Below are 24,183 nucleotides of genomic sequence, written 5' to 3' on the forward strand. Positions count from 1 at the left end.
AGGGTTTATTTATCTAAAGACCATTTTTTGTCATTCTGACGAAGGAAGAATCTTACTGATGGTAAAACATGAGATTCTTCACTACATTTCATTTCGTTCAGAATGACAATTCTGATCTATTTTCTTACAGATTTTCACAGTTGACAATATCTACTTTTTTGCATCACGAATCCTGCAAAAACTATTACTTATTACTCATTGCTCATTACCTATTACTTACATTCTAATCTGAATTCAGGAGTCCTCCTGCAAATCTTGTAAAGAATTCAGCGCGGTATACTTCTCCAAGAGGAATCTCAGAGTCTTCAATGTATATATTATGATTATCAAATGAATCAATATAATTCATATTGACAACGTAGGATTTACTTACTCTGATAAAGGTTTCTCCGGAAATTTTCTGATGAATGGTTTTCAGATTCATTGCAGTAATAAGCTTTTGCTGCTTTGTATGAATGACTACATAATCTTTAAGCCCTTCTATGAATTTAATATCTGAAAAACTGATTTTATAGAATCTTCGTTCTGCTTTGATAAATAAAAAGTCTGCAGTATTGGTTTCTACCGTATTTTTCACGGTGTCTTTAGACAAGAGTTCGGTATAAAGTATGGCTTTCTCAACAGCCTTTTTCAGTCTCTGGGGGTCAATAGGCTTCAACAGATAATCTACTGCTTCCAATTCATAGCTCTTCAACGCATATTGAGAATAGGCTGTGGTAAAGATGATCAGTGATTTTTTGGGAAATATTTCTGCAAACTCAAGGCCTGTCACCATAGGCATTTCTATATCGAGAAAAATAAGGTCTACATCATTATCTTTAAGAAAATCAAGAGCAGATGGTGCATTGGAAAATTCGCCAAGGATATCAATATTGGAAATTTCAGCGATCAGTGATCTCATTTCGGACCTTGCCAAAGGTTCATCATCAACTATAATACAATTCATCACACGGGAATTTTTAAATTTACAATATATTCTTTTTCACCTGATTCTATTTGCAGATCAAAAGTGTTGTTATAGAGAAGCTCCAGCCTTCTGGTGATATTGGCAAGCCCAAGCCCACTGTTTTTTTTGTCCGAGACAATATAACCCACACTCCTTGAATTGACACACATAAAGTGAAGTTGCTTATTCTCAATATTGATCTCAATTTTCACATAAGATTCTCCCCCACTGAGATCTACACTGTGTTTGACCGCATTTTCAACGAAAGTAGTAAACAAATTCGGTGGAATAAATGTACTGCTGCTGATTCTTTTATCAACATCAGTTTGAATATCAAAAGAGAAATTATCACGTCTTATTTTTTCAAGGTTTAAAAAATTGGACAGGAAATCAATTTCTGAAGCCAGTAGCGTTTTCTCTTCACTGTTTTCATACAGCTGATATCTGAGAAATTCTGAAAGCTTTACAATCACTACTGAAGCTTTTGCGGGATCTGTTCTGATCAATGCTTTTACATTATTCAGCATATTAAACAGAAAATGTGGATTGATCTGATTCCGAAGCTCATTCAGTTCCATATTCAGGGTAAGATTGCTCAGTTCACTGATCCTTTTATTATCACTGATCCATTTTTGGAGAAGTTTTATGGTGGTAGTCGTAAGAATAATCGGGATACACATCAGAATACCTTCATAGATTCCTCCTCTTTCGTTATCCTTAGGAATATATTGTGTTCTGAAATCCTCAAAAAGATGTCTGAAACTATAGCCAATGAAATTAAGCCCTACAACTCCCATCAGAACAAGCAATACAAGATAGGTAAGGTATTTTGTTTTAAAGAAAAACCGGGGAACCAATACATATATATTAATGTAAACCATTGCGATCAGAATAATATACACAAAGAATAAGACATAGTATTGATATATTCCCGAATACCAATGCCAGAATCTCGCACTGTACAGCAGAAAGAAAAAGAAGATGAGAAACAGCAGATGCCTTCGGAACCCATACTTCGCTTCCACCAAAAAATCCATTACAAAGGTTTCTTCAAATTTCTGCGGACTGTATTTCATACGATAGGCTCATTTTTATCATTAACAAAAATAGACAATAACGGAATTTACAACTATTTTATTATACGAAACCTGTATTTTATTATACCAATTATTACACTCCCGGTTTTTGTATAAAATCCCGGCCATTTTGTATAAAAACAAATTCACGCTCTGTTTTTCTCTATTCCTTTGTGCCTGTAAAATGAACACATATGGAATTAACAGCTTTTCACGAATTGACTCAGGAAATATCATTGGAATGTTTCTTTATGACAGAATCTCAGCAGGAAGAAAAAGTAATACAGCTTATTGATTTACACCATTTTGTAGAATGTTTTGATCCGGAAATTAAAATCCTCAGCTATCTCCACCATCCTATTAATATTATAGAACATCAGGGAGATACAATTGGAATTCTGTTTTGTGACCTGAAACATTCTGCTGTGCCTGACAGCAATGCTTCAGAAGAATTCAGAAAGAGATATAAGCTTTCGGAACTCTGGTTTGTTTTTGTAGAGGAAACTTATATTCCGGATGCAGCCGGCTATGCAGACGCAATTATTGAAAACAGCCTGGATATCTTCTATGAGAGGATTTTTACATTCAATTTTTTCCAATCCATCATTCAGCCTTTAAAATAAACTGCCCATGAAAACATTGAGAAGAGTACTTGTCCCATTGACAATACTTCCTTTAAAGAACATTACCTATGCCCAGAAAAAGGATAGTATTCCTTTGAAGGTGCGCGCTTTTTTTGCTGATAAAATTCCGCAGGCACGAAACTTCAATGTCGAATACACCTTTGTCACCCCATCCTCTTTCTCTTCGCAGCTCCAGGGTCAGGATCTGCCGGATAATAAGGTAAAAAGCTTTCAGCAGATGAAGGCAGATGCCAACATTTATTTTATCAAGAAAAGAAACTGGCTTTTAAGCACTACACTGAACTACCGTTACACTTCAATCAGCAACGAAAATCCTGTCATTCCGGGAATTGAATCCGAAGAGAACTTTCACTATCATTCTGAAGCGATGAATCTGAGCTATTTTTCAAGGTTATTCAAAAAGACAGCGATATATTCGGCCAGCATTTCTACTGATGGCAGTGATCAGCATTTTGAACGGATCAGAGGATTGGCAACTGCTTCATTGATTTTAAAAGCAACTCCAAAAACAAAAATGACTCTTGGACTGGCCGGTATTATTGACCCAAGTGCCCAAATACCCATACTTCCTATTTTTACGTATGAAAACAGATTCAATAACGGATGGGTGCTGGATATTCTGCTTCCGAAAAAAGTGCTGATCCGAAAAGATATTTCTTCCAACGGAAGACTTTCTCTGGGAACGGAAATGGATAATACATCATTTTATACCTACCGTAATAACAATACTTATGAATTCCGGCAGGTTGCTCTCAATTCAGGGGCAATGTATGAGCATAATCTTGGAGGAAACTTTATCGGAACTTTTAAAACAGGGCTCAGAGCAAATATCAACTCCAGGGCTTTTAATAAACAAGATTCCTTTAATGATTATATATGGAAAGGAACCTACAAACCTTCACTCTATTTCAATGTTGGAATTTCTTATAATCCATTTGAAAGAAAAAGGATAAAATAACACCGAAAAGCCGTTCCTGTAAACACAGGATTTTGATTTTTACAATATCCGAATAGATTGCTGAAGTTTCCTAATCAAGAAGATTAAAAAAAAATTAAAATTTTCTTCTTTCAGCGTTTAACCATTCTTACAAATTACAATCAAAACTACAGAAAAAATACACGTTCGGAGATTCTCTTTCATGAAAAATCTTATTGCCTCCTATGCAAATGACTTGTGAAAATGATTTCGGGATTTTAAATATAAGAATTTACCAAAAAGAATATGCCTGTACCCAAACAAATATTTCAGACTTTTATAACTAAAAAACTTCCTCTGATTACGCGTTATCATATCTGGAATATGAAAAGAAAGAATCCGGAATATAAGTATTACTTTTATGATGATCAGGATATAGAAAATTTTCTTGAAGAAGAATTCCCCCCACACTATATTGAAACGTATCGCAAGCTGAGAATCGGTGCTGCAAAAGCTGATTTTTTCAGATATGCCGTTTTATATAAGAAAGGAGGTGTATATCTGGATATAGACAGCAGTATTATCAAGCCATTCAAAAAGTTGATAAAAGATAATGATGAAGCTGTAATCAGTGTAGAAAGACATGAAAACCTATATGTTCAATGGGCCCTTATTTTCAATAAAAATCATCCTTTTCTAAAGAAAACACTGGAATTGATGATGGATAATATAAACACTCATCGCTATCCACATGATATACATTCTACTACAGGACCTACTGTATTCAGTAATGGAATCAGACAGTCACTAGAAGAAAATCCTACTATTCCCTTTACATTATTTGAAGGTATTGAGTTCCGCGGATATTTAAAGTTTAAATATAAACTGGGAAAATTTTTCTTATACAAAACAAGATCCAAACATTGGAAACAGATGCAAAAGCATGAGGAGATTATTTTTTAATGCGTTCCCATTTTTGAAAATACGTTAATAATAATTACCCCGATTACAATCAGGGCAATACCAATAATAGCCGGAAGATCCGGAATCTGTTTGAAGGCAATAACTCCAATCATCGTTATAAAGACAATTCCTACTCCGGACCAAATGGCGTAGGTAATCCCAACAGGAATCTGCCGAAGCGTGAGACTTAGAAAATAAAAAGCACAGGCATATCCTATGACGGTCACTACGGATGGCCATAGTTTGGAGAACTCCTCGGATTTTTTCAGAAAACTCGTAGCGATGATCTCAAATACAATAGCCAAAGCAAGAAAAATATAACTGCGTCCCATAAGTTTATTCTTTGTACAAAAGTAACAAAAGCACTCCGGTAATTCCAAAAATGAATAATGGGAAAATTCTCTGTTGTCCAAACACTGCAAGTATTTCTCTGCCCTTTATTATGGTATAAAAAAATTCTATTTTCGAATCATTAATCCTACAACAATACTGGTATCAACCACTTAATTTATCTTAAGTGCCTTATTTTTAGGTCCATTCAATAATTTAAAAGTTTTGAAAAAGTATGCCATTGCGCAAAGATATTTTCAGATCTGGCACAAAAAAAATATTTCTCTATGTCATGAAATCTGACAGATGACAAAAATTCCGAATGAAAAACGTGGCTAAAAATAAATTTTCTTAACATGAAAATCCTTTTCGCGTGAAAAATTTACATTCAAAAAAAACGGTTTAAAACAATATTATGCCACGCATTATTTATTATTTGTTTTATCAACTCCAATATAGAAGTCGAGAAACGATTAACGTTTTCACATAATTTTACAGAGAGAATAATAAAAGTGTTAATAAATTCTCAATAATGCATTAATTTAATGTAAACAAAATCTCACTAATAAATGAACATAAACCTCGTAAAACACTGATATACATCATAAGTATTTATTTTGGCACGTGATTTGAAAGTAGTAATATTGCAATTGAAAGATTGATAAAAAAAAGTCAAATAATTAAAAATAATACAAAATGGTAACTTATATCGGTATCGTAACAGGTTTAGTCGTAATCACTTCATATTTCATGACAGTAAGAAGAGAAAGAAACTAATTTTAAATAAAGCAAGCCTATAGAAATATCTATACTAATTATATTGTTTTATGTTTTTAGTCTGAGAGATCGGATTGCTCTTTTACTCATCGGGTAAAAGGGCCCAAAACATAAACCACAAAATCTTAGTTTCATAACAAATTTTAATATCCAAATGAATAAAGCCAGTCGCAAGTCTGGCTTTATTTTTTTATGTCCGGAAGAACTCTTTATTTACTCACAGGTTACGTAATTTTTTTGGTATTTTATTTATAACTCATAATTTATAATTCACAATTTCTGACCTTCTTTCTTCTGGCCTATCTGTTTATTATGATTCAGGATTTCTTACGGCATTTAATAAAGCTTTATCTTTGTTTATTCAATAATCATTTACCGTCACTATGAGTCTATACAATCTTATTATCCAAGATAAAGAACAAGTAAACCTTAACGGAGTATTTCTCGATAAAAATAACAAGGAGCATCTGGTTCAGCTTATCAAGGAACACCACTACATCAAAGAACTGCAGGAATATGGCCTTCCGGTTAATAATAAGATTTTACTTCAGGGAAGTTCGGGATGCGGAAAAACAATGACTGCAAAGGCTGTTGCCAATGCTTTGGGAAAAAATATTATGATCCTTAATCTGAGTAACATCGTTTCATCCCGTATCGGCGAAACCTCCCAGAATATTAAAATGATCTTTGATAAAGCAGCAAGAGAAAGATCAGTTCTTTTTCTTGACGAGCTGGATCAGATCGGGAAAGCCAGAGGCAGTGATGATAAAGATGTAGGGGAAATGAGAAGACTGGTGAATACATTGATTCAATTAATTGATTATTATCCTGAACATTCACTTTTGCTTTGTGCCACCAATCATCCTGAGATTATTGACACCGCTTTGCTAAGACGTTTCCAGCTAAAGATCAATTACGAAATACCCTCTGCAGAAATCCTAGATACCTTCTACGACCAATTACTGGATCAATTCCCTGAAGATATGAGAACAGTTGACAGAAAGTACTCGGTTTCTTTTGCTGAAGCTAAGGATTATGCTTTAACATCGGTAAAAGCTGCATTGATTAAAAAACTGGAAGCCAAAGAAACCATCCCATCATGAAAGAAGATATTCTCCACAATCTCACCATCATCAATAGCCGGGTAAAAAGCGCTTGTGAACAATCCGGAAGAAATATTGATGAAGTTAAATTATTATTGGCCACTAAAACAGTTTCCGCAGAACGAATTAAAGTTGCACTGGAGCATGGGCAAACCTTAATTGCAGAAAACAAGGTGCAGGAATTGAAGGAGAAGTACGATGATTTAAAAGACATACCTCATAACAATCACTTTATAGGACATCTTCAGACCAATAAAATCAAAGATATTCTCAAATATGATGTTACGTGCGTTCAATCCCTGGATCGCCTGGAACTGGCCGAAAAACTTCACCAAAGGCTTTTGGCCGAAAACAAAACAATAGATGTTTTAATTCAGGTGAATACTTCAAATGAGGAGAGCAAATTCGGAGTTGGTCCCAGTGAGGCAGTTGAACTTACCCGAAAAATTTCCGGTTTCTCTACATTGAAAATAAAAGGATTGATGACCATCGGTCTATTCAGTGCAGAAACAGAGAAAGTAAGAGCTTGTTTCAAAATTCTTAAAAATCTTCAGCAGGAAATCATCCATGAACATATTCCGAATGTGGAAATGAAAGAACTTTCCATGGGAATGAGCGGAGACCTGGAAACAGCCATTGAGGAAGGAGCCACCATTATACGGGTGGGAACTGCAGTTTTTGGAGCGAGAATCTATCCGGACAGCTATTATTGGAACGAAGGAAAAACGAATAAAAAAGCATAAAATTATATGTTCCCATTTACTTATACTTTTGAAAAAGAAATCACAAAAGATAAAACTTCTGATAACGTAATTTATACAGCATGTGATATACTTAGAGAGAAAAAAGTCCAAAACATTCTTTACGGGCCGGGATTTGTTTCTTTTAATGAGGGTTTTCTTAAAGAAAGATCCAATTGGGATTACTTATCTTTAATTGATGACGGAAAATTTACCTATAATGAAGAAAGTAAAATACTAACTTACAAAGTTAAGCTATGGAAATTAAACTTATTTGCTCTCGCATTTCTTATCATTACATTGATTTATTTTGAAGGTTTCTTTGGAAAGCTCCTTCCTCTTTTTGGCCTTATCATCAATCATTTGTTTTGCTACTTCGGAAGCCAGGGATTAATTGAAGAAGTTGCTCATAAAATTAATTATCTTTCATAACCACGCTCCTAATTTATTTGTCAGCAGCTTCTAAAAGTAATCAAAAGCCCTAAAACATTACGTTTTTTAAGTCTACAAATTCGGTATACTTTTTGATGTAAAACTTTAAGAACCAAACAAATACATGTATGACAAAAAAATTACTCTCGGGCTGTCTATTTATAGCAGTATTATTCTTTTTTTCATGTGAAAAAGAAAACACACAGATGAAAAGTGGAATCTCCATTGAAACTATTTCAATTATAACCTGCGTTACTATGGGTGCAGCCATTTTACTCGCCTATAGCTTTAAAAGAAGGTAAAGGAATATGACAGAAAACAAAATAGAACACCTCTCAGTTTTGGGAGGTGGTTTTGTTTTAAAAACAAGAACATAACTGATTGCACCAACCTAGAGATTGCTTCGCTCGCAATGACAAAAACAAAAATCCCTCTCATTACTGAAAGGGATTTTTTTATAGTTAAAAAACTAAGATTACATATAAGCTTCAATCGGCTCACAAGTACATACCAAGTTTCTGTCTCCATAAGCTTCATCTACTCTTGATACAGAAGCGAAGAATTTGTGGTCTCTTACCCACTCTAACGGATAAGCTGCCTTTTCTCTGCTGTATGGTTTATCCCAGGAATCAGAGATGACCAATTGTTCTGTGTGAGGAGCGTTTTTCAATACGTTGTTTGTTGCATCTGCTTCACCATTAGCAATTTCATCGATTTCTTTTTTGATAGAGATCAATGCTTCTGCAAAACGGTCAATTTCAGACTTACTTTCAGATTCTGTAGGCTCAATCATCAAAGTACCTGCAACCGGGAAAGAAACGGTAGGAGCATGGAAACCATAATCCATCAATCTCTTCGCCACATCAGCCACTTCAATTCCTAAAGATTTAAACTGACGGAAATCTACGATACATTCGTGAGCTACTCTTCCGTTTTCGTTTGAATATAAAATCGGGAAATGCTCTGCTAAAATTTCTTTCAGGTAGTTAGCGTTCATGATAGCGTGACCTGTAGCCTTTTTAAGACCTTCAGTTCCCAACATCTTGATGTAAGAATAAGAAATATTAAGAATCAATCCTGAACCGTAAGGTGCAGCAGAAATACCTTCAATAGCTTCTTTAGACCCTATTCTGATATTCGCGTTAGAAGGAAGGAAAGGTACTAGGTGTTTAGCAACACAGATTGGACCTACTCCAGGACCTCCACCTCCGTGAGGAATTGCGAAAGTTTTATGAAGATTAAGGTGGCAAACGTCAGCTCCGATGTTTCCAGGACTTGTAAATCCTACCTGAGCGTTCATGTTCGCGCCATCCATATATACTTGTCCTCCGTGCTCGTGGATAAGATTGGTAATTTCTTTAATGTTAGCATCAAAGAATCCGTAAGTTGAAGGATAAGTGATCATTACAGCAGATAAGTTTGCTGAATGAAGTTCTGTTTTAGCTTTAAGATCTTCGAAGTCGATTTCACCGTTCTCAAGGTTTTTCACAACTACGATTTTCATTCCTGCCATTGCAGCAGAAGCCGGGTTGGTTCCGTGTGCAGACTGAGGGATCAATACTACATTTCTGTGGTGGTCTCCTCTTGAGATATGATATTCTCTGATTACCATTAATCCTGCGTACTCACCCTGAGCTCCAGAGTTTGGCTGAAGAGAAGTTCCTGCAAAACCTGTAATTTCTGCTAGGTCTTTCTCCAGTTCGCGGATCATTTCCTGGTAACCTTCCGCCTGATTTACAGGTACAAATGGGTGAACTGCACCCCAGTTTTCCCATGAAAGTGGTAACATCTGAGTTGCTGCGTTCAGTTTCATCGTACAAGATCCTAAAGAAATCATTGAATGAGTCAATGATAAATCTTTTCTCTCAAGACGCTTAATGTAACGCATCAATTCTGTTTCCGTGTGGTATTTGTTGAATACTGATTCTGTAAGAATTTCGTCTTTTCTTAAGTTTTCTTCAGGAATGCTGTATCCTTCTTTGATTTCTAATTTGAAAGTCTGCTTGTCTTTAAACTGAGCGAAAGAAGCCATCAGATAGTTCAATTTCTCTAATGTTGTACTTTCATTGATTGCAATACTTACTACACCTTCTGTGAAATAGTTAAGGTTAAGTTTGTGATCAAGCATCAGTCTTACTAATCTTCCTTTTTCATCTTCAGCCATTGTGATTTTCACAGTATCGAAGATTGGTTCTTCCACTACCTGATATCCTAATGCTTTAAGACCTCCTTTCAAAGCATTTGCTTTAAAGTGGATCTGATCAGCGATATAATTTAATCCTTTCGGACCGTGATAAACAGCATACATCCCTGCCATTACTGCCAAAAGAACCTGAGCTGTACAGATATTTGAAGTAGCTTTCTCTCTTTTGATGTGCTGCTCTCTTGTCTGTAACGCCATTCTTAATGCACGTCTTCCGTACATATCCTGAGAAACTCCGATGATTCTTCCAGGGATATCTCTTTTATAATCTTCTCTACAAGCAAAGAAAGCTGCGTGAGGACCTCCGTACCCTAATGGAATACCGAATCTCTGTGTAGTTCCTACCGCACAGTCAGCGCCCATTTCTGCCGGAGACTTTAGTTTTACCAAAGCCATAGGATCACAAGCAACAGCTACCTGAAGGTCAAGTTTTTTGTATTCTACGATATCTTCTGTATAATCTAAAACGATTCCGTTTTTACCAGGATATTGTAATAAAACTCCATAATAAGAACCATCAAACTGGTGTGTTTTATGATCTCCTACTACGATTTCTATTTCTAATCCTTCAGCTTTTGTTTTTAATACAGAAACTGTTTGAGGAAGAACAAGGTCAGAAATGAAGAACTTATTAGCTCCTGCTTTTTTCTGGTCTTTTGTTCTGTTGTTGAAGAACATATGCATTGCTTCAGCTGCAGCAGTAGATTCATCCAGCAAAGATGCATTAGCTAATGCAAAACCTGTAAGATCACATACTACAGTCTGGAAATTAAGAAGAGCTTCAAGTCTTCCCTGTGCAATTTCTGCCTGATATGGAGTGTAGGCCGTATACCAGCTAGGGTTTTCAAAAATATTTCTCTGGATTGCTGAAGGCAAAAGTGTATTGTGGTATCCAAATCCGATGTAACTCGTATAATCTGTATTTTTAGATGCCAATTCTTTTGAGTGGTTCAACATTTCGTATTCAGAAAGCGGTTCCGAGATCTCAAGATCTTTCTCTAAACGGATAGAAGATGGAATGGTCTGAGAAATTAACTCTTCAATACTAGAAACGCCAAGTTTCTCCAACATCGCCTGTTTATCGGCTTCATTAAGGGAAATGTGACGGCTCACAAACTGTTCTGTATTCATTTTTATTTATTAGATTTTGTTTGTAAAAAGATGGGTAAAATTACAATTTTTTGGACGATTTCACAAGAGTACTACCGAGGTGATAATTCACACCTCTATTTGTGACTTTTTCTAATAATTCACATTTCGTAATTTATGATAAGGTTTGCAATAATTTCATTAATAATAACCACTATTCTATACATAATATATAAGGAAAAATATTAATTAACATATAATTAAGTACATTATGTATTGCTAAAATAATGGATTTAATCAATGGATTTTAACCTATTAATTAAACTTATATTAAAAAGAGTCGGTAAAACTTATTTTTTTCAAAGTGTAAGCTTAAACCTAGTTTATGGTGAATGTAAGAAATTATCCGGTATGAAATTTAAGCCCATTAATCCGGAAAAAAGCACGCTATAACTGCTATACATCAGGTTTAAAGAATTTTATGAAATTTTATTAATTATATTTATTCTAAATTAATATATTTGCAGCATGAATATGATTGTCCCTTTTAAAGTTCCGCCTTTGGCACCTTACTCATTCAATAACGAAGAGATGTTCTGTGAAAAGAAATCGTGTTGTAAAAAGTTCAAGAAAGGAAAAAGATGCAAAAAATGCCCGGGAAGAAAGAAAATGGCTTAGGCTAGGCCAACGTTTTTATCAAAAAGTATAAGGCAATTGCCAGTACGATAATTCCCCAAAACAGCATTATAATTTTAGGCTGTCCATACCTGTTCATTACCGTTCTGGGTTGTGGCTTAAACATTTCTTCTACTGAATTTTTGAATTTTTCAGTATCATTTTCAAAAACTTCTGTGATGGTGATTCCCTGAACTACGGTTTTATGCAAAAGAGAATTCGTTGCATGAAGCAGAAGCTGGAATTTCCCATCTTTAAATTCTGTGATCTTAAAGATCCTCTCTCCATAAGGCTTTTCTAACCCGAAAGGCAATACTTTCACCACATCAGCATTACTCGTCTGCCAGTTGATGATAATCTCCTCCCCTTTTTTCGCATGAATTTTATTCGCTGTAAAAGTTTTGATCGCAGGTGGAATATTATACCTGAAACTTTTCTGATGATTTTCTAAATTCTGATCATAAGCACGTCTTCTGACAGAATCACTCAACGTCTCATAAGCTTCCTGAATTTCGCGAAAACGGTCAGCAAAAAAGTCGTCGTTATCATTTTTATCGGGGTGATATTTTAAAGACAGTTTCCGATAGGCTTTTTTGACGTCTTCTTCTGAAGCATCCTGTGATATACCGAGAAAATAGTAGTAATCTTTCATTGAGAAATACAAAAATAAGAATTTATTTTTCTTTGTGTTTGATGTTTATGGTAAAATTTTGATAGAAAAAAGGATCTAAAAGTCATTGTGAATCGAAGATGAAGCAATCTCAATATCATTTATTATTTTAAGGTTGGAAAACGCAAAGACGCTAGTTCTTTTTCAAACTGCATATTTTAAGACGCAAAGATTTTATCTCCGATAAAATTGTACTTCTCAACAAATACTGCGAATTAAATGAGTTCAACAACCCCTTTGTCATTCCGAGCAAAGCGAGGAATCTCAATATCATATTAAAGGTATTTCTCGCAGATTTCACAGATCATTTCGCAGCAACTTCAATCATAAGAACTAAACGGTAATACACCGACCAGCATCTATTTATGGGAAACCCAATCCTTAGCCGGAACAATCCAATCATTGAGGGCTTTGAAAAGGAAACCATGATTAAGTCCTGTATTAAGCTCTATTTCTTTAAAATCCTTAATACCGGATCTGATCAACCTTTGTTCCTTCGATAACGACACATGCCCATCATCTGACTTCTCCGTAATAGAAAGAATCCTTCCATAAAGCTTAAAGTTCTTATCTTTTTCCAGAGAATCATCTTTGAAACTCGCTCCAATGATCACAAATTTCAATTTCGGATTCTTTTCATAATAAGACACATATTGTGCAATATAACCTCCCTGAGAAGTTCCTATCACGGTTATCCTCCCAGCCGGAATTCCTTTTTTCATAAGACTGTCAATCTGCTTTCTCACCTTTCCTGCATAAGCTACTGGATCGGTATCTGCTTTTCTTTTCTCAGAAATAACAACCGTATTTTGATCCTTTAGTTTATTAAGTATTTCTTCATATTCTGCAACCCCATATTTTGGATGTTTCTCCTCCAAAGAATGCCCTTCTAAAAATTTATTATGTAAGAAGAAAATATACTGTTTTTGTTGGGACTTTTGACCCAATATAATGATTGAGAAAAACGAAAATACCACAAAGAAAATATTCTTACACTTCATCATAGCCGGAAATAACATTTAGTAATAACAAATATAGTATTAAAAGCCTTTACAGGAAGTATTTTTAAATAAAAATTCCGGCGCGGGAAGCTCTGCTTCCCGCGCCGGAATGTAACAATTTCAATTTAGTCTTTGCGTATTATGCTTCGAAGGTATTATCCTTTTTTTTGCAGCATCTTGAATGGAATTCTTTTTTGAATTTCCCTTTCAGTTCCTGATAGTCTTCATCATTCATTTCTCTGATCTTATCTGCCAGTCCGAAAGGTGATTTTTCCTTGATTCCATATTCATCAAAAATACCTTTGATAAATCTTTTTCTTTGTATTGCTTTTTTAGCGATTAAGGCGACACCTACAACGGCTAATGCTCCCAGAGCTCCTTTTAATGCTGAATTTTTCATTTTTTTCAAAATTTTAAGTTTTACTACTTCTTGTTTTTTATAGAGACGAATGAATTTTAATTTTACTTTACTACTTCTTAAAATTTTCAAATTATTCGTTGTTTCTGTTGAAGAATCCGCCTGAACATTTATTTCTCCAGACTTCTTTGAATTTTTCCCTTTCTTCAGGAGACCAGCCTTCCATTTTTTCACTCATTTTTCTTTCCTTGAAGTCTTTCATTCCTTTCCCGAAATGGAAACCTCCGAAAAGAATTTTACTTAGGATCAGTATTCCCATTGCCTGCCAGAATGTAATGGCTTTTACTCCTAAAATCTCCGGGAGAAGGCAATTCCAAAGCAGCATTACAATCCATGTAACAGCGGCTAAAATTAATGGCGGACATAACAATAAAAAAATCCAACCCTTTTTGTGTTTATGATTCATAATTTCTTTTTCTAACTTTTTAAATCTTCGTACAGTTTTCTCAATCTGTTTCTCAAATGCTTCACAGCATAGTTTTTTCTACTGATGATGGTTTTGATGTTTTCTCCCTGTTCATCGGCAATCTCCTGGAGGGTTTTGTCGTTCAGTTCATTTTCTACGTAGACCAGTCTTTGTTTTTCGGGAAGTTCGTCCAGTGCTTCAAACAGTTTTTTCCAGATCTCATCCTGAAACATCTTCACCTCAGGACCGGCGCTGTCATCCATCAATAAGATATCCTTGATAGAAAACGTACCGTCTTCATCCTCATATACGAAATCTTCAAGATTTTCTGTTTTCTTTTTACGGTAACGGTCTGTAATTTTATTTGCCGTTACCCTATACAACCACCCACCAACATTTACGATCTCCGAAATATTCGTAAGGCTACTGAACTGATACCACACCTCCTGCAGAATATCTTCCGCATCCTCCGTGTTTTTCACTTTCGGACGAATATAGGACATCAGCTTCCCTCCGTAGTTGGAAACGGTCTGTGAGATGATGCTTTCTTTCTCCTTCTGTGGCATTGTTATTTTTTCGACAACCTCCATATTGCTATGACGGCCAGCCTTTTGGTTTTACTTTAATAAATTTAAAATATTTTTCTTACATTTCAATTTTTCTTTTATTCATCAACATTTTTATCTTCTCAATTATTACAAAATTACTCGTTGCTTATTATTCATTAATCATTTCTTTAGGAGCTTATTCCCGCTATCCGCTCATACTCCTCACGCCAAACTATCCCCCAACCTTACCCTCCGACGCTCCCATTCATGCTCCGGGGTAACCGCTGCTATCGGGGCTAAAGTAATCAATGATAAATAATAAGTAATGAATGATAAAATCTTTGTATTTCCATATATATTTTTTTTGGTTGGAAAACGCAAGGGCGCAAAGTTTTTATCATTATTATGTATAATTGTAAGGCGCAAGAAAATCAAAGATTTTCAGCAAATGAGATTCTTTTTATTTTCTTGTATATCAGTGTAAATCAAGGGTTATTAAACATTTTTTTATCAATACCTGTATAATTAACAAGAAGAGCTATTTTCAACACGAAGCCTGAATTTCTCGCTTCGCCCGGAATAACAAATTGCCGTTGAAATATCCGTAAAATCTTTAGGACTGTACAATTTTATCGGAGATAAAATCTTTGCGCCTTAAAGCATACCGCTTGTAAAACCTTGGCGACTTTGCGCTTTTCCAACTCCATTTATTAAACTTATCATGAGATTGCTTCGCTTTGCTCGCAATGACTTTGTCATAAAAAGAAACGGAAGACCTAAGTCCTCCGTTCAAATATTATTTAATAGTTTATTTATTAAAATTTTCTGCAAAGAATCCTAACATTGATTTGTAAAGCTCAATTCTGTTCGGTTCTTTTCCAAATCCATGTCCTTCATCATATTTTACCAGGTAAGGAACTTCGAAACCTTTGGCACGCATTGCTTTTACAATCTGATCAGATTCATTGATGTTTACCCTTGGATCATTAGCTCCCTGAACTACAAATAGGGGCTTTTTAATCTTATCAATCTGATACACCGGTGAAACTTCCTTGGCAATCTTTGCTTCTTCAGGATTATCCAGATCATACCAGATTTGTTTTACCATTTCTTTATAAGGCTTCCAGTATTCCGGGAATGAATCAAAGAAGGTAAAGATATTGGATACTCCTACATAGTCTACCCCGCAAGTATACAGGTCTGGAGTTTTAATCAATCCCATTAGCGTAGCATATCCACCATGGCTTCCTCCGTAAATGGCTACTTTATCCTGATCTACCCATTCCTGACTGATCGCATATTTTACCCCGTCTTCCACATCATCCATCGCTTTTCTTCCGATCTGTTTGTAGCCTGCTTTCTGGAATGATTTTCCATAGCCTCCGGAAATCCTGAAGTTGACCTGAAGGGTGGCATATCCCCTGCTTGCAAACAACTGTGCTTCCGGATTGAATCCCCAACTGTCTCTGATTCCCTGCGGACCACCGTGAGGATTCACTATCATTGGAACTTTTTTACCTTCGAGCGCTGCTTTAGGCAATGTGATATATCCATGAATAGTCATTCCATCCCTGCTTTTAAATTCGATAGGTCTCATTTCAGCCATCTCTTCTTCCTTCAGCTGAGGCATCAGGTTGTACAGAAGTTTGGTCTGCTTGGTTTTGGTATCGTATTCATAATAGGTTCCATAGAGCTTATCACTTCCTACAACCACCAGAAGTTTATCATTATTATCATCAGAAGAAGCAATTCCAAATTCCTTGTCTCCAAACTGAGATTTTAATTTGTCATGTATTTCTTTATAAAATTTACTTACCGGAACTGTTTCTCCTTTTGTGCCTTCATAGCTGATATAGTCAAGTTCATAGTTTCTGTTTTTACCTGCTGTGCTTATTGAGCTTACATCATATACCGGATTGGAATAAATTTCTTTAATCACTGCATTTTTTTTCAGATCATACAGTACAATTCTCGCTTTATCACTATCAAGATTCGTTACTACATATGCTTCATCTTTATTTTTAGAATTTTCATTAAACTCTATAATACTGAAGGTATCAGACCAGTCTGCGGATTTGATCAGGTTGAATTTTCCTGTCTGCAGATCTTTATAATAGGTCTTTGTTGTTAATCCGTTTTCAAGGACGCTATAGCCTCTCAGATTCCCATCTTTATCGAAAAGATAGTCGTCGATAGGGCTGTTGACATCTTTATTTTCATACAGCTGGGTCATTTCCCCTGTAACGAAATTGATTTTAAAAGGTTCAAAGATCTGCTTGTTGTTTTTATTCATAGTAACCACAACGAAATCAGTATCTTTTATAGGAATAATAGACTGCACTTTTACACCGTCAAATGGCGTTAAATCCTTCTGATTTCCACCATCTGTATCGGTAGCATACAGGTGGATGTTTTCATTTCCTCCTCTATCCTGTGTATAAAAAAGACGTTTTTTGTTCAGCCATCCGTAAGCTTTGATCAGGTCATCTTTTTCAACAATGGCTTTAGTGATCTTTCCTGTACTCAGGTCTTTAACATATACATGATTTTTTTTATCCTGATCTTTTTCTTTGTAAGAAAGGTATTTTCCGTCAGGAGAGATTTTAAATACGGAAGCTTTTGGTCTTGCAAAGTAATCTTCAACTTTGTATTTGAAATTTCCTTTATCATAAGAGATAAGTTTCTCAAGATTAGCCTTGGAAGATGGCAAAGTAGGATCTCCCGGCAGTTTGGCAGTAGAGCTTTGTGCGTTGATCATCATAGTGGATAGTACAATAATGGCTGTACCGAAAATTTTGTGATTTAAATTCATAACTTCTGTTTTTAGGGTTAAAGTTATAGAATGCGCTTATTTTCAAAACAATAAAAACAAATGCATTTATACAATAAGACATACTATCCCTATAAAACGTTACACTATAGTATCAATTAATTAAAAAAAACATCAATTATATGAAAAAGACAGCCTCAATGACTGTCTTTTTATTTAGTGTAAATATATTCCGAAATACCAGGTCCAGACTATTAAAATAATCTGCATGGGAATCCTTTGCGTGTAAAGGTATTTCATTCCCGGACCGGTGTAATCTGCTTTAAAAATATTAACCCTTTTCCTGGAAGAATTGATATTGGCAATAAAAACCAATACATAAAAAATGATCAGTAAAACAGCTGTCGTTTCACGAATGCCGGGAATCATAAGTCCGATTCCTGCAGCAATTTCTAAAACTCCTGTAAAGTATACCCAAAACATTCTGGCGGGAATAAACTCGGGAATCATCATGGCCATTCCTTTCTGGAATTTAAAGTGGGAAAAGCCTGTAAATAAGACAAATACAGCCATTCCCAGGTTTCCTGAAAATATAAAATCCGGCTTTCCCTGAACTAAAAAAGTTCCCAGCAAAGCCAGAATAAATGTTGCGAAAAGTATTACGAGTAGTTTCATATTTTAGATGGTAGGTAATAGGTAATAGGTAATAGGTAGCAGATGATAGGTGGCGGGGATTAGGGACCTTGAACTTGAAATTTTAAATTTTGAATTCCTTTACACTGAATCAAGGCTTACTCCTTCTGCGAGGCTCTTCACAACCATCAGACCTTTTGTAAAGCCTGTGTTCATGTGATCTTCCCATTGTTTTTCAACCTGAACTTCAGCATGGAGTTTTGTTTTTCCTCCAAAGTCGATCAGGAAATATTTTTCAAAACTTCCGTTCCATTCCATTACTTCTTTGCTTTGGGTGTCTTCTACTCCATTTTTATCTACCATTCCCAGATGTTTAAAAACAATCTGATGGGGTTCTTCCATACTGTCTATGGTTGAAACCATTCCTTCTCCCTCAGCATTAAGAAAATAGGTCTTTCCACCTATCTTCCAATCGGATTTCATGACAGATCCCGCACCGAAAAACCGGGTCCATTCACTATATGTTTCAGGGTTCCAGAGAATGTCCCATACTTTCTGTAAAGGGGCATCAATTACTGTTTCGTATGATAAGGTTTCCATTTTTATATTTTTTACAGTGATTTGGCTATTGAATTACTTTCAATCTCAGGTATATTAACACCTGAGATATTTACAACTGATTTTCTGAAAGGTGCTTAACGATGTTCATCGCTTTTGGAAATTTCTCTTCAAAAAATTCTTTGAATTCCGCAGGAGTCTGTATTTCTGTTTTCAGCAGTGTTCCTTCTTCATTTTCTTCAAGGAAATAAGCTTCTGTTGCTTCTCCCCAGTCCTGAGGAACTTCAATACCTTCATAAATTTCTCCCAGATGCAGAAATCTTATTTCTTCATTAGGAATAACCTTTTCTACCCTGCTGTACATTCCGTTGTTTTTGGGGTCAAGAAATTTAACAATATTGTTCTCTTCGAGTGTTCCTTCATAGAAAGAACCTTCTGTAAATGCCGTTGTCCACTGCCTGTATGTGATATCTGCCCACAGGACACTCCATACTTTTTCAGGTTCGGCATTGATTTCTATTTCATATGATAATTTTTCCATTTTATTTTAGGTATTAGGTTGTAGATAATAGGTTGCAGGTGATTGTGTCTGAAGGTTTTAGAGTTTTAGAGTAAGAATGTATTGATCTGTGATTTTCTAACTTCTGGCATCCAGCATTTCATTCTATCCTCCTACAAAGTCACCTCCATTGATATGAATGATTTCTCCTGTGATGTAACTTGCGTCTTTTGAAGCAAGAAAAACATAAGCCGGTGCTACTTCTGACGGCTGTCCCGCACGTTTCAGCGGGGTATCTTTTCCAAATTTGGAAAGATCATCAAAGGCTTCTTTCACCAGTGGAGTCCAGATAGGTCCGGGGGCAATTCCATTCACGAGAATTCCTTTTTCGGCAAGATTATCTGCCAATGAGCGAATAAAAGACAGTACGGCGCCTTTTGTGGCGGCATAGTCAAGTAAATGATCGCTTCCGCGGTATGCTGTGACAGAAGTTGTGCAGATGATTCTTCCTCCCTTCCCAATCAGCGGAAGAAAATTTCTGGTGAAAGAAATCATAGAAATGATATTGGTATCAAATGTTTCCTGAATCTGTTCATCAGAGATTTTTTCCAGACTGCTTTTGGAAGTATGAATTCCTGCATTATTTACAAGAATATCAAGCTTCTTCCACTCTTTTTTAATCTTGTCTGCACACTTGGTCCTGAATATTTTCCGGGTAAGATCTCCTTTGATGAGAATGCATTTCTGTCCTTCTTTTTCAACCAGTTTTTGGGTCTCTCTGGCATCATCGTCACTTTCTTTGTAGATGATAGCAACATCTGCTCCTTCTCTGGCAAAATGAACGGCTACAGCCTGTCCTATGCCGCTGTCTCCGCCGGAAATAACTGCTTTTTTACCTTTCAGCTTCCGGCTTCCCTGATAATCGTTCCGGATAATTTCCGGGAACAGCCCTTCTTTAGGGACTTTCGACTTAGAGTCTGATTTGTTCTGTGTTTTCATATGCAAATCTTTTCTCTAAATCATATCAAACAATACGCCGAAATAGATTAAGAATTATAAGCATCCTCCAAATCCTGGATGATAATTTTCTGCATTTTCATCATAGCCTGAACTACTTTATAGGCTTTTTCCTGATTGGAATCATTCATTAACTGAATAAGTCTTTTAGGCACAATCTGCCAGCTCAGCCCGTATTTATCTTTCAGCCAACCGCACATGCTTTCTCTGCCGCCGTCTGCTGTCAGCGCATTCCAGTATTTATCAGTCTGCTGCTGGTCGTCCGTCATGATCACCAATGATATTCCTTCATTGAAATCAAACGGGTGATCATAAGAATTATCCATACAGAATATACTGTAATTGTCTATCACAAAATGAGCATGCTGAACATTTTCTGCCGGTTCCGGGATATCGTGCCCTTCACTTCCTGCTCCATAGGTCAATATGTTTCCTATGCTTGAGTTAGGGAATGTTTTGGTGTAAAGTTCCATTGCTTCTTTTGCTTTTCCATTATTTCCATGAATGAACATCAAAGTAGGAATTATTTTCTGTTCGCTTGCTTTTTCACCCAAAAACAACTGCCATGTTACTCCATATTTATCCTTAACCCATCCGTATTTCGGGCTCCATGAGTAAGATCCCAGCTCCATCAAAGCCATCCCGCCAACAAGTAACTGATCCCAATATTTTTGAACCTCATCTTCTGTTTCACAGATCACCATGAAAGAGATGGAAGCATTTTTTTTGAACTGCGGACCGCCATTCAGAAGCATCACTCTTTGTCCAAACAAATCAATATTCATCACCACAGGAGTATCTGCCGTGATCTCGCCTCCAAAAACTTTACAATAAAATTCTGCAGACTGCTTGGCATCTCCGTCATACCAGAGACATGGGAAAATATCGTTATTCATAATTTTATATTTAAATGGATTGATTTATCTTGTTTTACTTTTTTCTTAGGAATAGTATTCGTCTGCTGATTAATTCACAGCAAAAGAAAACCTTATGTCTTCGCATTTAAAGTAGGTTACTTTATCTGCAATGACACTGAGAAATGTCCAGTTATACTTTTTATACTTCTTTAAAGCACACCTGATTTTCTTTCATATAATTCTTCAGTTTCACCATCGTATTTTTTCCGAAACCATGAAGCTGCATAATTTCTTTCTCGGAATAATCTGAAAGTTTTTCCAAAGAATTTATTTTTTCTTTTTCTAAGGCTTTTCTTGCAGGTATTGCAATAACTCCATGAAGGAATTCTTCTTTAGAGTCATAATTAAAAGCATAAATGGAATTTAAACTCTTGGACATGATAACTAAATTGATCATGGCTACAAAAAATATTGTTAATGATTCTCAACATACTTGTGGAAATTGTTCAGAATAGCATACCAGCCATCCCTCTGCATTTCCACAGAATTTTGTTTTTCCGGATCGAAAATTTCAATAACTTTCGTTGTGTTTTCATCTATTTTATCGAAAACAACTTCTACTTTCCGTCCGTCTTCCATATGATATTTGATAACCTCATGGGGAATAATTTCGTCATAAACTCCTTCAAAATCAAATCCGAAACTTTTGTCTTTAGCTTCCATTCTGTTTTTGAATCTGCCTCCTACCTTCAGGTCATTTTCAGAACTAGGACATTGCCAGCTTTCGTGGGCAAAATTCCATTTTGTGATGTGCTTTGGCTCATTGAAATAATTCCAGACTTTCTCAACAGGTGCTAAAATTGTAATGTCTATTTTAATTGGATCCATAGTTCTAATTTTTTTATAGTTTGAATAAAGAGCTGCCCAAAAAATGGGCATCTCTTTTTATAATTAGTTAAATATAGGATTATTTTGCGTATTCATCATTATAGTTCACCATCCAATGAACACCATATTTATCCTGAAAGCATCCGAAATAGTCTCCCCAAAACTGATCTTCAATCGGCATTTCCACGTTTCCTCCGTCAGAAAGTTCTTTAAAGATTCTGTCGGCTTCGCTTTTGGAATCAGGGAAAATAGATACATAATTATTATTTCCTACGGTAAGAGTCTGCCCAAAACCAGGTACGATATCTGATGCCATTAAGAGGTCTCCTCCAATAGGCAAAGCAATGTGCATTACCCTGTTTTTTTCTTCTTCTGAAAGGTTTTCTGTACCGGGAGCATTTCCCATCTTATGAATTCCACCTACGAATTCACCACCAAAAACAGTTTTGTAAAAATTGAACGCTTCTTCAGCTGTTCCATCGAAATTTAGGTATGGATTTAATTTAGCCATGATTTTAAATTTTAAAGTTATTATTATAAGTTATAAGGTTCTGTTATTGATCCATTAAGGAATTATTAATTGAGTATGAATAGTAAATACAGCTCTGTTTTGAATCATTACAATTCATTTAATTTAACTCACTATTTTTCAAAGTTCTTAATGGTTTATAAATTTTTCTACTTCTCTCACCGTAAAGTCTATTAAGTTTACATCAATACTTCCGTCAAAGTCAGGCATCATATAAACACCATGAGTTGCGGGAAGTATCATTAACCGGGAACCTTTCACCAGCCGCCACATCGCTGCAGCGTGCTCCGGTTTCATCACATCCTGATCACCACTGATGAATAATGTAGGTGATTTGATAGAAGTCAGCACTTCATCATCCCAGTCTTCAAACGTCTGCATTCTTTTGCAGTCTTTCTCAAAAAGGTTTTCCAGTTTTGAAAAATCCGGATTGAGATTTAAAAAATTAATTTTAAAAGGTTCCGGCATCGATTCAAAAGTGGCTTCCTGCATTCCTTCAAAAAAGCCGTCTATCATTCCGCTTCTTTTATAAAATGCTGAGGCAACGACCAATTTTTCTACGATTTCGGGATGACGATGACCAATTTGCATTACCGTACTACCACCATTGCTGAATCCCCAGAAGGAAGCTTTTCCAATGTTTAGTTCTGCTAAAAGTCCGGCAATATCATCAGCATCCTGCTCAAATGTTTCAGGAATATCACGGTGTTCACTGCGTCCGTGGTTTTGCAGATCGATCCCTATGAGCTGGAATTTATCTTCCAGCCTGGCTATGACTTCTTTAAAATCGTACAGAATGGAAGAACCTCCTCCATGAATCAGAACCAATGGTTTTCCGGATCCATAGATCTCATAATACAATTGGATTCCATTGACTTTCTTATAGCCTTTTTCTACCGGATTCATGATTAGTATTTAAGATTTTCGTCTACATCATACTTCATTCCGGGGTAATCGAGAATTCTGCGCATCAGGCCTATCTGCCCGCAGAGATAGTCTTCACGGCCGATACACATTCCTACAAAATTGAGCTTTGTTTCTTTAATAAAAGGAATATTCATTCCTATTTCAAATATCTCATCCAGTTCTTCATCAGTTACTTCATGAAGTCTTTGGAATACTTTAGAGGAAATTTTATGAAAGTTTTCTTTTAATTCAGCTAAAGTTGGATATTTAAAGCTTTCATCCAATGCTTTTCCCTGGAAAAACAGGTCACTGTAAGGGTCTTCTTCCTGTACCCCAAGCACCCAGCCCAGGCCATAGCGCATGTTGACAAAATTCCCTGCCATCCATACGATATGATTGGTTTTATTTTCAATTCTTTTCAATGCATCTTCTTCCGAAATGCCTTCCAAAACATTCATAAAGCTTTGGGAATGCATTCTGTAAGCCGGAATAACGAGTTCCATTTTTTTTGATTTTGGTGTGTCCATTTTAATTAGAAATTAGAAGTTAGAATGTTGGAAAAAACGCAAAGTCACTAAGTATTTTATAA

Annotated in this window: 26 protein-coding genes; 6 read left to right on the top strand and 20 right to left on the bottom strand. The window is 35.8% G+C overall.

Features of this window, described 5'->3' with window-relative positions; all coding sequences use genetic code 11:
• Positions 1 to 223: 223 nt before the first annotated feature.
• Both DYR29_RS06755 and DYR29_RS06760 read right to left on the bottom strand, forming a co-directional pair.
• Complete coding sequence (locus DYR29_RS06755) at positions 224 to 946, bottom strand: LytR/AlgR family response regulator transcription factor (protein ID WP_213279841.1); 723 nt, start codon at positions 944 to 946, stop codon at positions 224 to 226.
• Positions 946 to 2,022, bottom strand: coding sequence for a sensor histidine kinase (locus DYR29_RS06760; RefSeq protein ID WP_213279842.1), 1,077 nt, complete (start codon positions 2,020 to 2,022; stop codon positions 946 to 948). Before DYR29_RS06760 ends, DYR29_RS06755 begins: the two co-directional genes overlap by 1 nt.
• 194 nt (positions 2,023 to 2,216) lie before the next feature.
• On the opposite strand from DYR29_RS06760, the gene DYR29_RS06765 reads away from it, so the two are divergent.
• From DYR29_RS06765 to DYR29_RS06775, 3 genes are all read left to right on the top strand, one after another.
• A complete protein-coding gene (locus tag DYR29_RS06765) occupies positions 2,217 to 2,645 on the top strand; it encodes a hypothetical protein (protein WP_213279843.1) in 429 nt (142 codons plus the stop codon).
• Positions 2,646 to 2,652: 7 nt separating this feature from the next.
• Positions 2,653 to 3,624, top strand: a complete 972-nt coding sequence (locus DYR29_RS06770) for a DUF6268 family outer membrane beta-barrel protein (RefSeq protein ID WP_213279844.1) — start codon at positions 2,653 to 2,655, stop codon at positions 3,622 to 3,624.
• A 264-nt stretch (positions 3,625 to 3,888) separates the two neighbouring features.
• Entirely contained in the window at positions 3,889 to 4,545 is a 657-nt protein-coding gene (locus DYR29_RS06775) for a glycosyltransferase family 32 protein (RefSeq protein WP_213279845.1), read from the top strand.
• Here the strand turns inward: DYR29_RS06775 and DYR29_RS06780 are convergent.
• On the bottom strand, positions 4,542 to 4,877 hold the full coding sequence (locus tag DYR29_RS06780; RefSeq protein ID WP_047385461.1) for a DMT family transporter: 336 nt from the start codon (positions 4,875 to 4,877) through the stop codon (positions 4,542 to 4,544). The two genes, DYR29_RS06775 and DYR29_RS06780, sit on opposite strands and share 4 nt — an antisense overlap.
• A 1,158-nt stretch (positions 4,878 to 6,035) precedes the next feature.
• Between DYR29_RS06780 and DYR29_RS06785 the strand changes: the two genes are divergently transcribed.
• Genes DYR29_RS06785 through DYR29_RS06795 form a run of 3 tightly spaced genes read left to right on the top strand, consistent with a single transcriptional unit; the run spans position 6,036 to position 7,927 of the window.
• Entirely contained in the window at positions 6,036 to 6,755 is a 720-nt protein-coding gene (locus DYR29_RS06785; protein ID WP_213279846.1) for an AAA family ATPase, read from the top strand.
• Positions 6,752 to 7,498, top strand: coding sequence for a YggS family pyridoxal phosphate-dependent enzyme (locus DYR29_RS06790; RefSeq protein ID WP_213279847.1), 747 nt, complete (start codon positions 6,752 to 6,754; stop codon positions 7,496 to 7,498). The genes DYR29_RS06785 and DYR29_RS06790 overlap by 4 nt, the downstream gene beginning before the upstream one ends.
• A gap of 6 nt (positions 7,499 to 7,504) precedes the next feature.
• Positions 7,505 to 7,927, top strand: a complete 423-nt coding sequence (locus DYR29_RS06795; RefSeq protein WP_213279848.1) for a hypothetical protein — start codon at positions 7,505 to 7,507, stop codon at positions 7,925 to 7,927.
• A 475-nt stretch (positions 7,928 to 8,402) separates the two neighbouring features.
• Here DYR29_RS06795 and gcvP read toward each other — a convergent pair whose 3' ends face one another.
• From gcvP to DYR29_RS06880, 17 genes are all read right to left on the bottom strand, one after another.
• A complete protein-coding gene (gene gcvP, locus DYR29_RS06800; protein WP_213279849.1) occupies positions 8,403 to 11,261 on the bottom strand; it encodes an aminomethyl-transferring glycine dehydrogenase in 2,859 nt (952 codons plus the stop codon).
• 637 nt (positions 11,262 to 11,898) lie between these two features.
• Positions 11,899 to 12,546 (bottom strand): J domain-containing protein, encoded by a 648-nt coding sequence (locus DYR29_RS06805; protein WP_213279850.1) that lies wholly within the window; start codon positions 12,544 to 12,546, stop codon positions 11,899 to 11,901.
• 377 nt (positions 12,547 to 12,923) lie between these two features.
• Entirely contained in the window at positions 12,924 to 13,568 is a 645-nt protein-coding gene (locus DYR29_RS06810; RefSeq protein ID WP_213279851.1) for an alpha/beta hydrolase, read from the bottom strand.
• 136 nt (positions 13,569 to 13,704) lie between these two features.
• Positions 13,705 to 13,965: a hypothetical protein gene (locus tag DYR29_RS06815; RefSeq protein WP_213279852.1), complete on the bottom strand. Its 261-nt coding sequence runs from the start codon at positions 13,963 to 13,965 to the stop codon at positions 13,705 to 13,707.
• Positions 13,966 to 14,056: 91 nt separating this feature from the next.
• Entirely contained in the window at positions 14,057 to 14,389 is a 333-nt protein-coding gene (locus tag DYR29_RS06820; RefSeq protein ID WP_213279853.1) for a hypothetical protein, read from the bottom strand.
• 11 nt (positions 14,390 to 14,400) lie between these two features.
• Positions 14,401 to 14,955, bottom strand: a complete 555-nt coding sequence (locus tag DYR29_RS06825; protein ID WP_228451546.1) for an RNA polymerase sigma factor — start codon at positions 14,953 to 14,955, stop codon at positions 14,401 to 14,403.
• A 790-nt stretch (positions 14,956 to 15,745) separates the two neighbouring features.
• A complete protein-coding gene (locus DYR29_RS06830; RefSeq protein WP_213279854.1) occupies positions 15,746 to 17,749 on the bottom strand; it encodes a S9 family peptidase in 2,004 nt (667 codons plus the stop codon).
• Between the two features lie 174 nt (positions 17,750 to 17,923).
• Positions 17,924 to 18,382 carry a DoxX family protein gene (locus tag DYR29_RS06835; RefSeq protein WP_213279855.1) on the bottom strand — a complete coding sequence of 153 codons (459 nt, stop codon included), beginning with the start codon at positions 18,380 to 18,382 and terminating at the stop codon, positions 17,924 to 17,926.
• 99 nt (positions 18,383 to 18,481) lie between these two features.
• The gene (locus tag DYR29_RS06840; protein WP_213279856.1) at positions 18,482 to 18,940 is read right to left on the bottom strand and encodes an SRPBCC family protein; all 459 of its coding nucleotides are present in this window, start codon (positions 18,938 to 18,940) and stop codon (positions 18,482 to 18,484) included.
• Between the two features lie 70 nt (positions 18,941 to 19,010).
• Positions 19,011 to 19,439 carry an SRPBCC domain-containing protein gene (locus DYR29_RS06845; RefSeq protein ID WP_213279857.1) on the bottom strand — a complete coding sequence of 143 codons (429 nt, stop codon included), beginning with the start codon at positions 19,437 to 19,439 and terminating at the stop codon, positions 19,011 to 19,013.
• 123 nt (positions 19,440 to 19,562) lie between these two features.
• Entirely contained in the window at positions 19,563 to 20,396 is an 834-nt protein-coding gene (locus tag DYR29_RS06850; RefSeq protein WP_213279858.1) for an SDR family oxidoreductase, read from the bottom strand.
• A 47-nt stretch (positions 20,397 to 20,443) separates the two neighbouring features.
• Positions 20,444 to 21,310 (bottom strand): VOC family protein, encoded by an 867-nt coding sequence (locus DYR29_RS06855; protein ID WP_213279859.1) that lies wholly within the window; start codon positions 21,308 to 21,310, stop codon positions 20,444 to 20,446.
• 160 nt (positions 21,311 to 21,470) lie between these two features.
• A complete protein-coding gene (locus DYR29_RS06860; RefSeq protein WP_228451547.1) occupies positions 21,471 to 21,710 on the bottom strand; it encodes a hypothetical protein in 240 nt (79 codons plus the stop codon).
• A 35-nt stretch (positions 21,711 to 21,745) separates the two neighbouring features.
• Positions 21,746 to 22,159 (bottom strand): SRPBCC family protein, encoded by a 414-nt coding sequence (locus tag DYR29_RS06865; protein WP_047421660.1) that lies wholly within the window; start codon positions 22,157 to 22,159, stop codon positions 21,746 to 21,748.
• Positions 22,160 to 22,238: 79 nt separating this feature from the next.
• Positions 22,239 to 22,670 (bottom strand): VOC family protein, encoded by a 432-nt coding sequence (locus DYR29_RS06870; RefSeq protein WP_034697309.1) that lies wholly within the window; start codon positions 22,668 to 22,670, stop codon positions 22,239 to 22,241.
• A 147-nt stretch (positions 22,671 to 22,817) separates the two neighbouring features.
• Positions 22,818 to 23,594, bottom strand: a complete 777-nt coding sequence (locus tag DYR29_RS06875) for an alpha/beta fold hydrolase (protein ID WP_213279860.1) — start codon at positions 23,592 to 23,594, stop codon at positions 22,818 to 22,820.
• 2 nt (positions 23,595 to 23,596) lie between these two features.
• A complete protein-coding gene (locus DYR29_RS06880; protein ID WP_249413636.1) occupies positions 23,597 to 24,097 on the bottom strand; it encodes a DinB family protein in 501 nt (166 codons plus the stop codon).
• Positions 24,098 to 24,183: the final 86 nt, after the last annotated feature.

Origin of the sequence: Chryseobacterium indologenes (assembly GCF_018362995.1) — a bacterium.
Classification (GTDB): domain Bacteria; phylum Bacteroidota; class Bacteroidia; order Flavobacteriales; family Weeksellaceae; genus Chryseobacterium; species Chryseobacterium indologenes_G.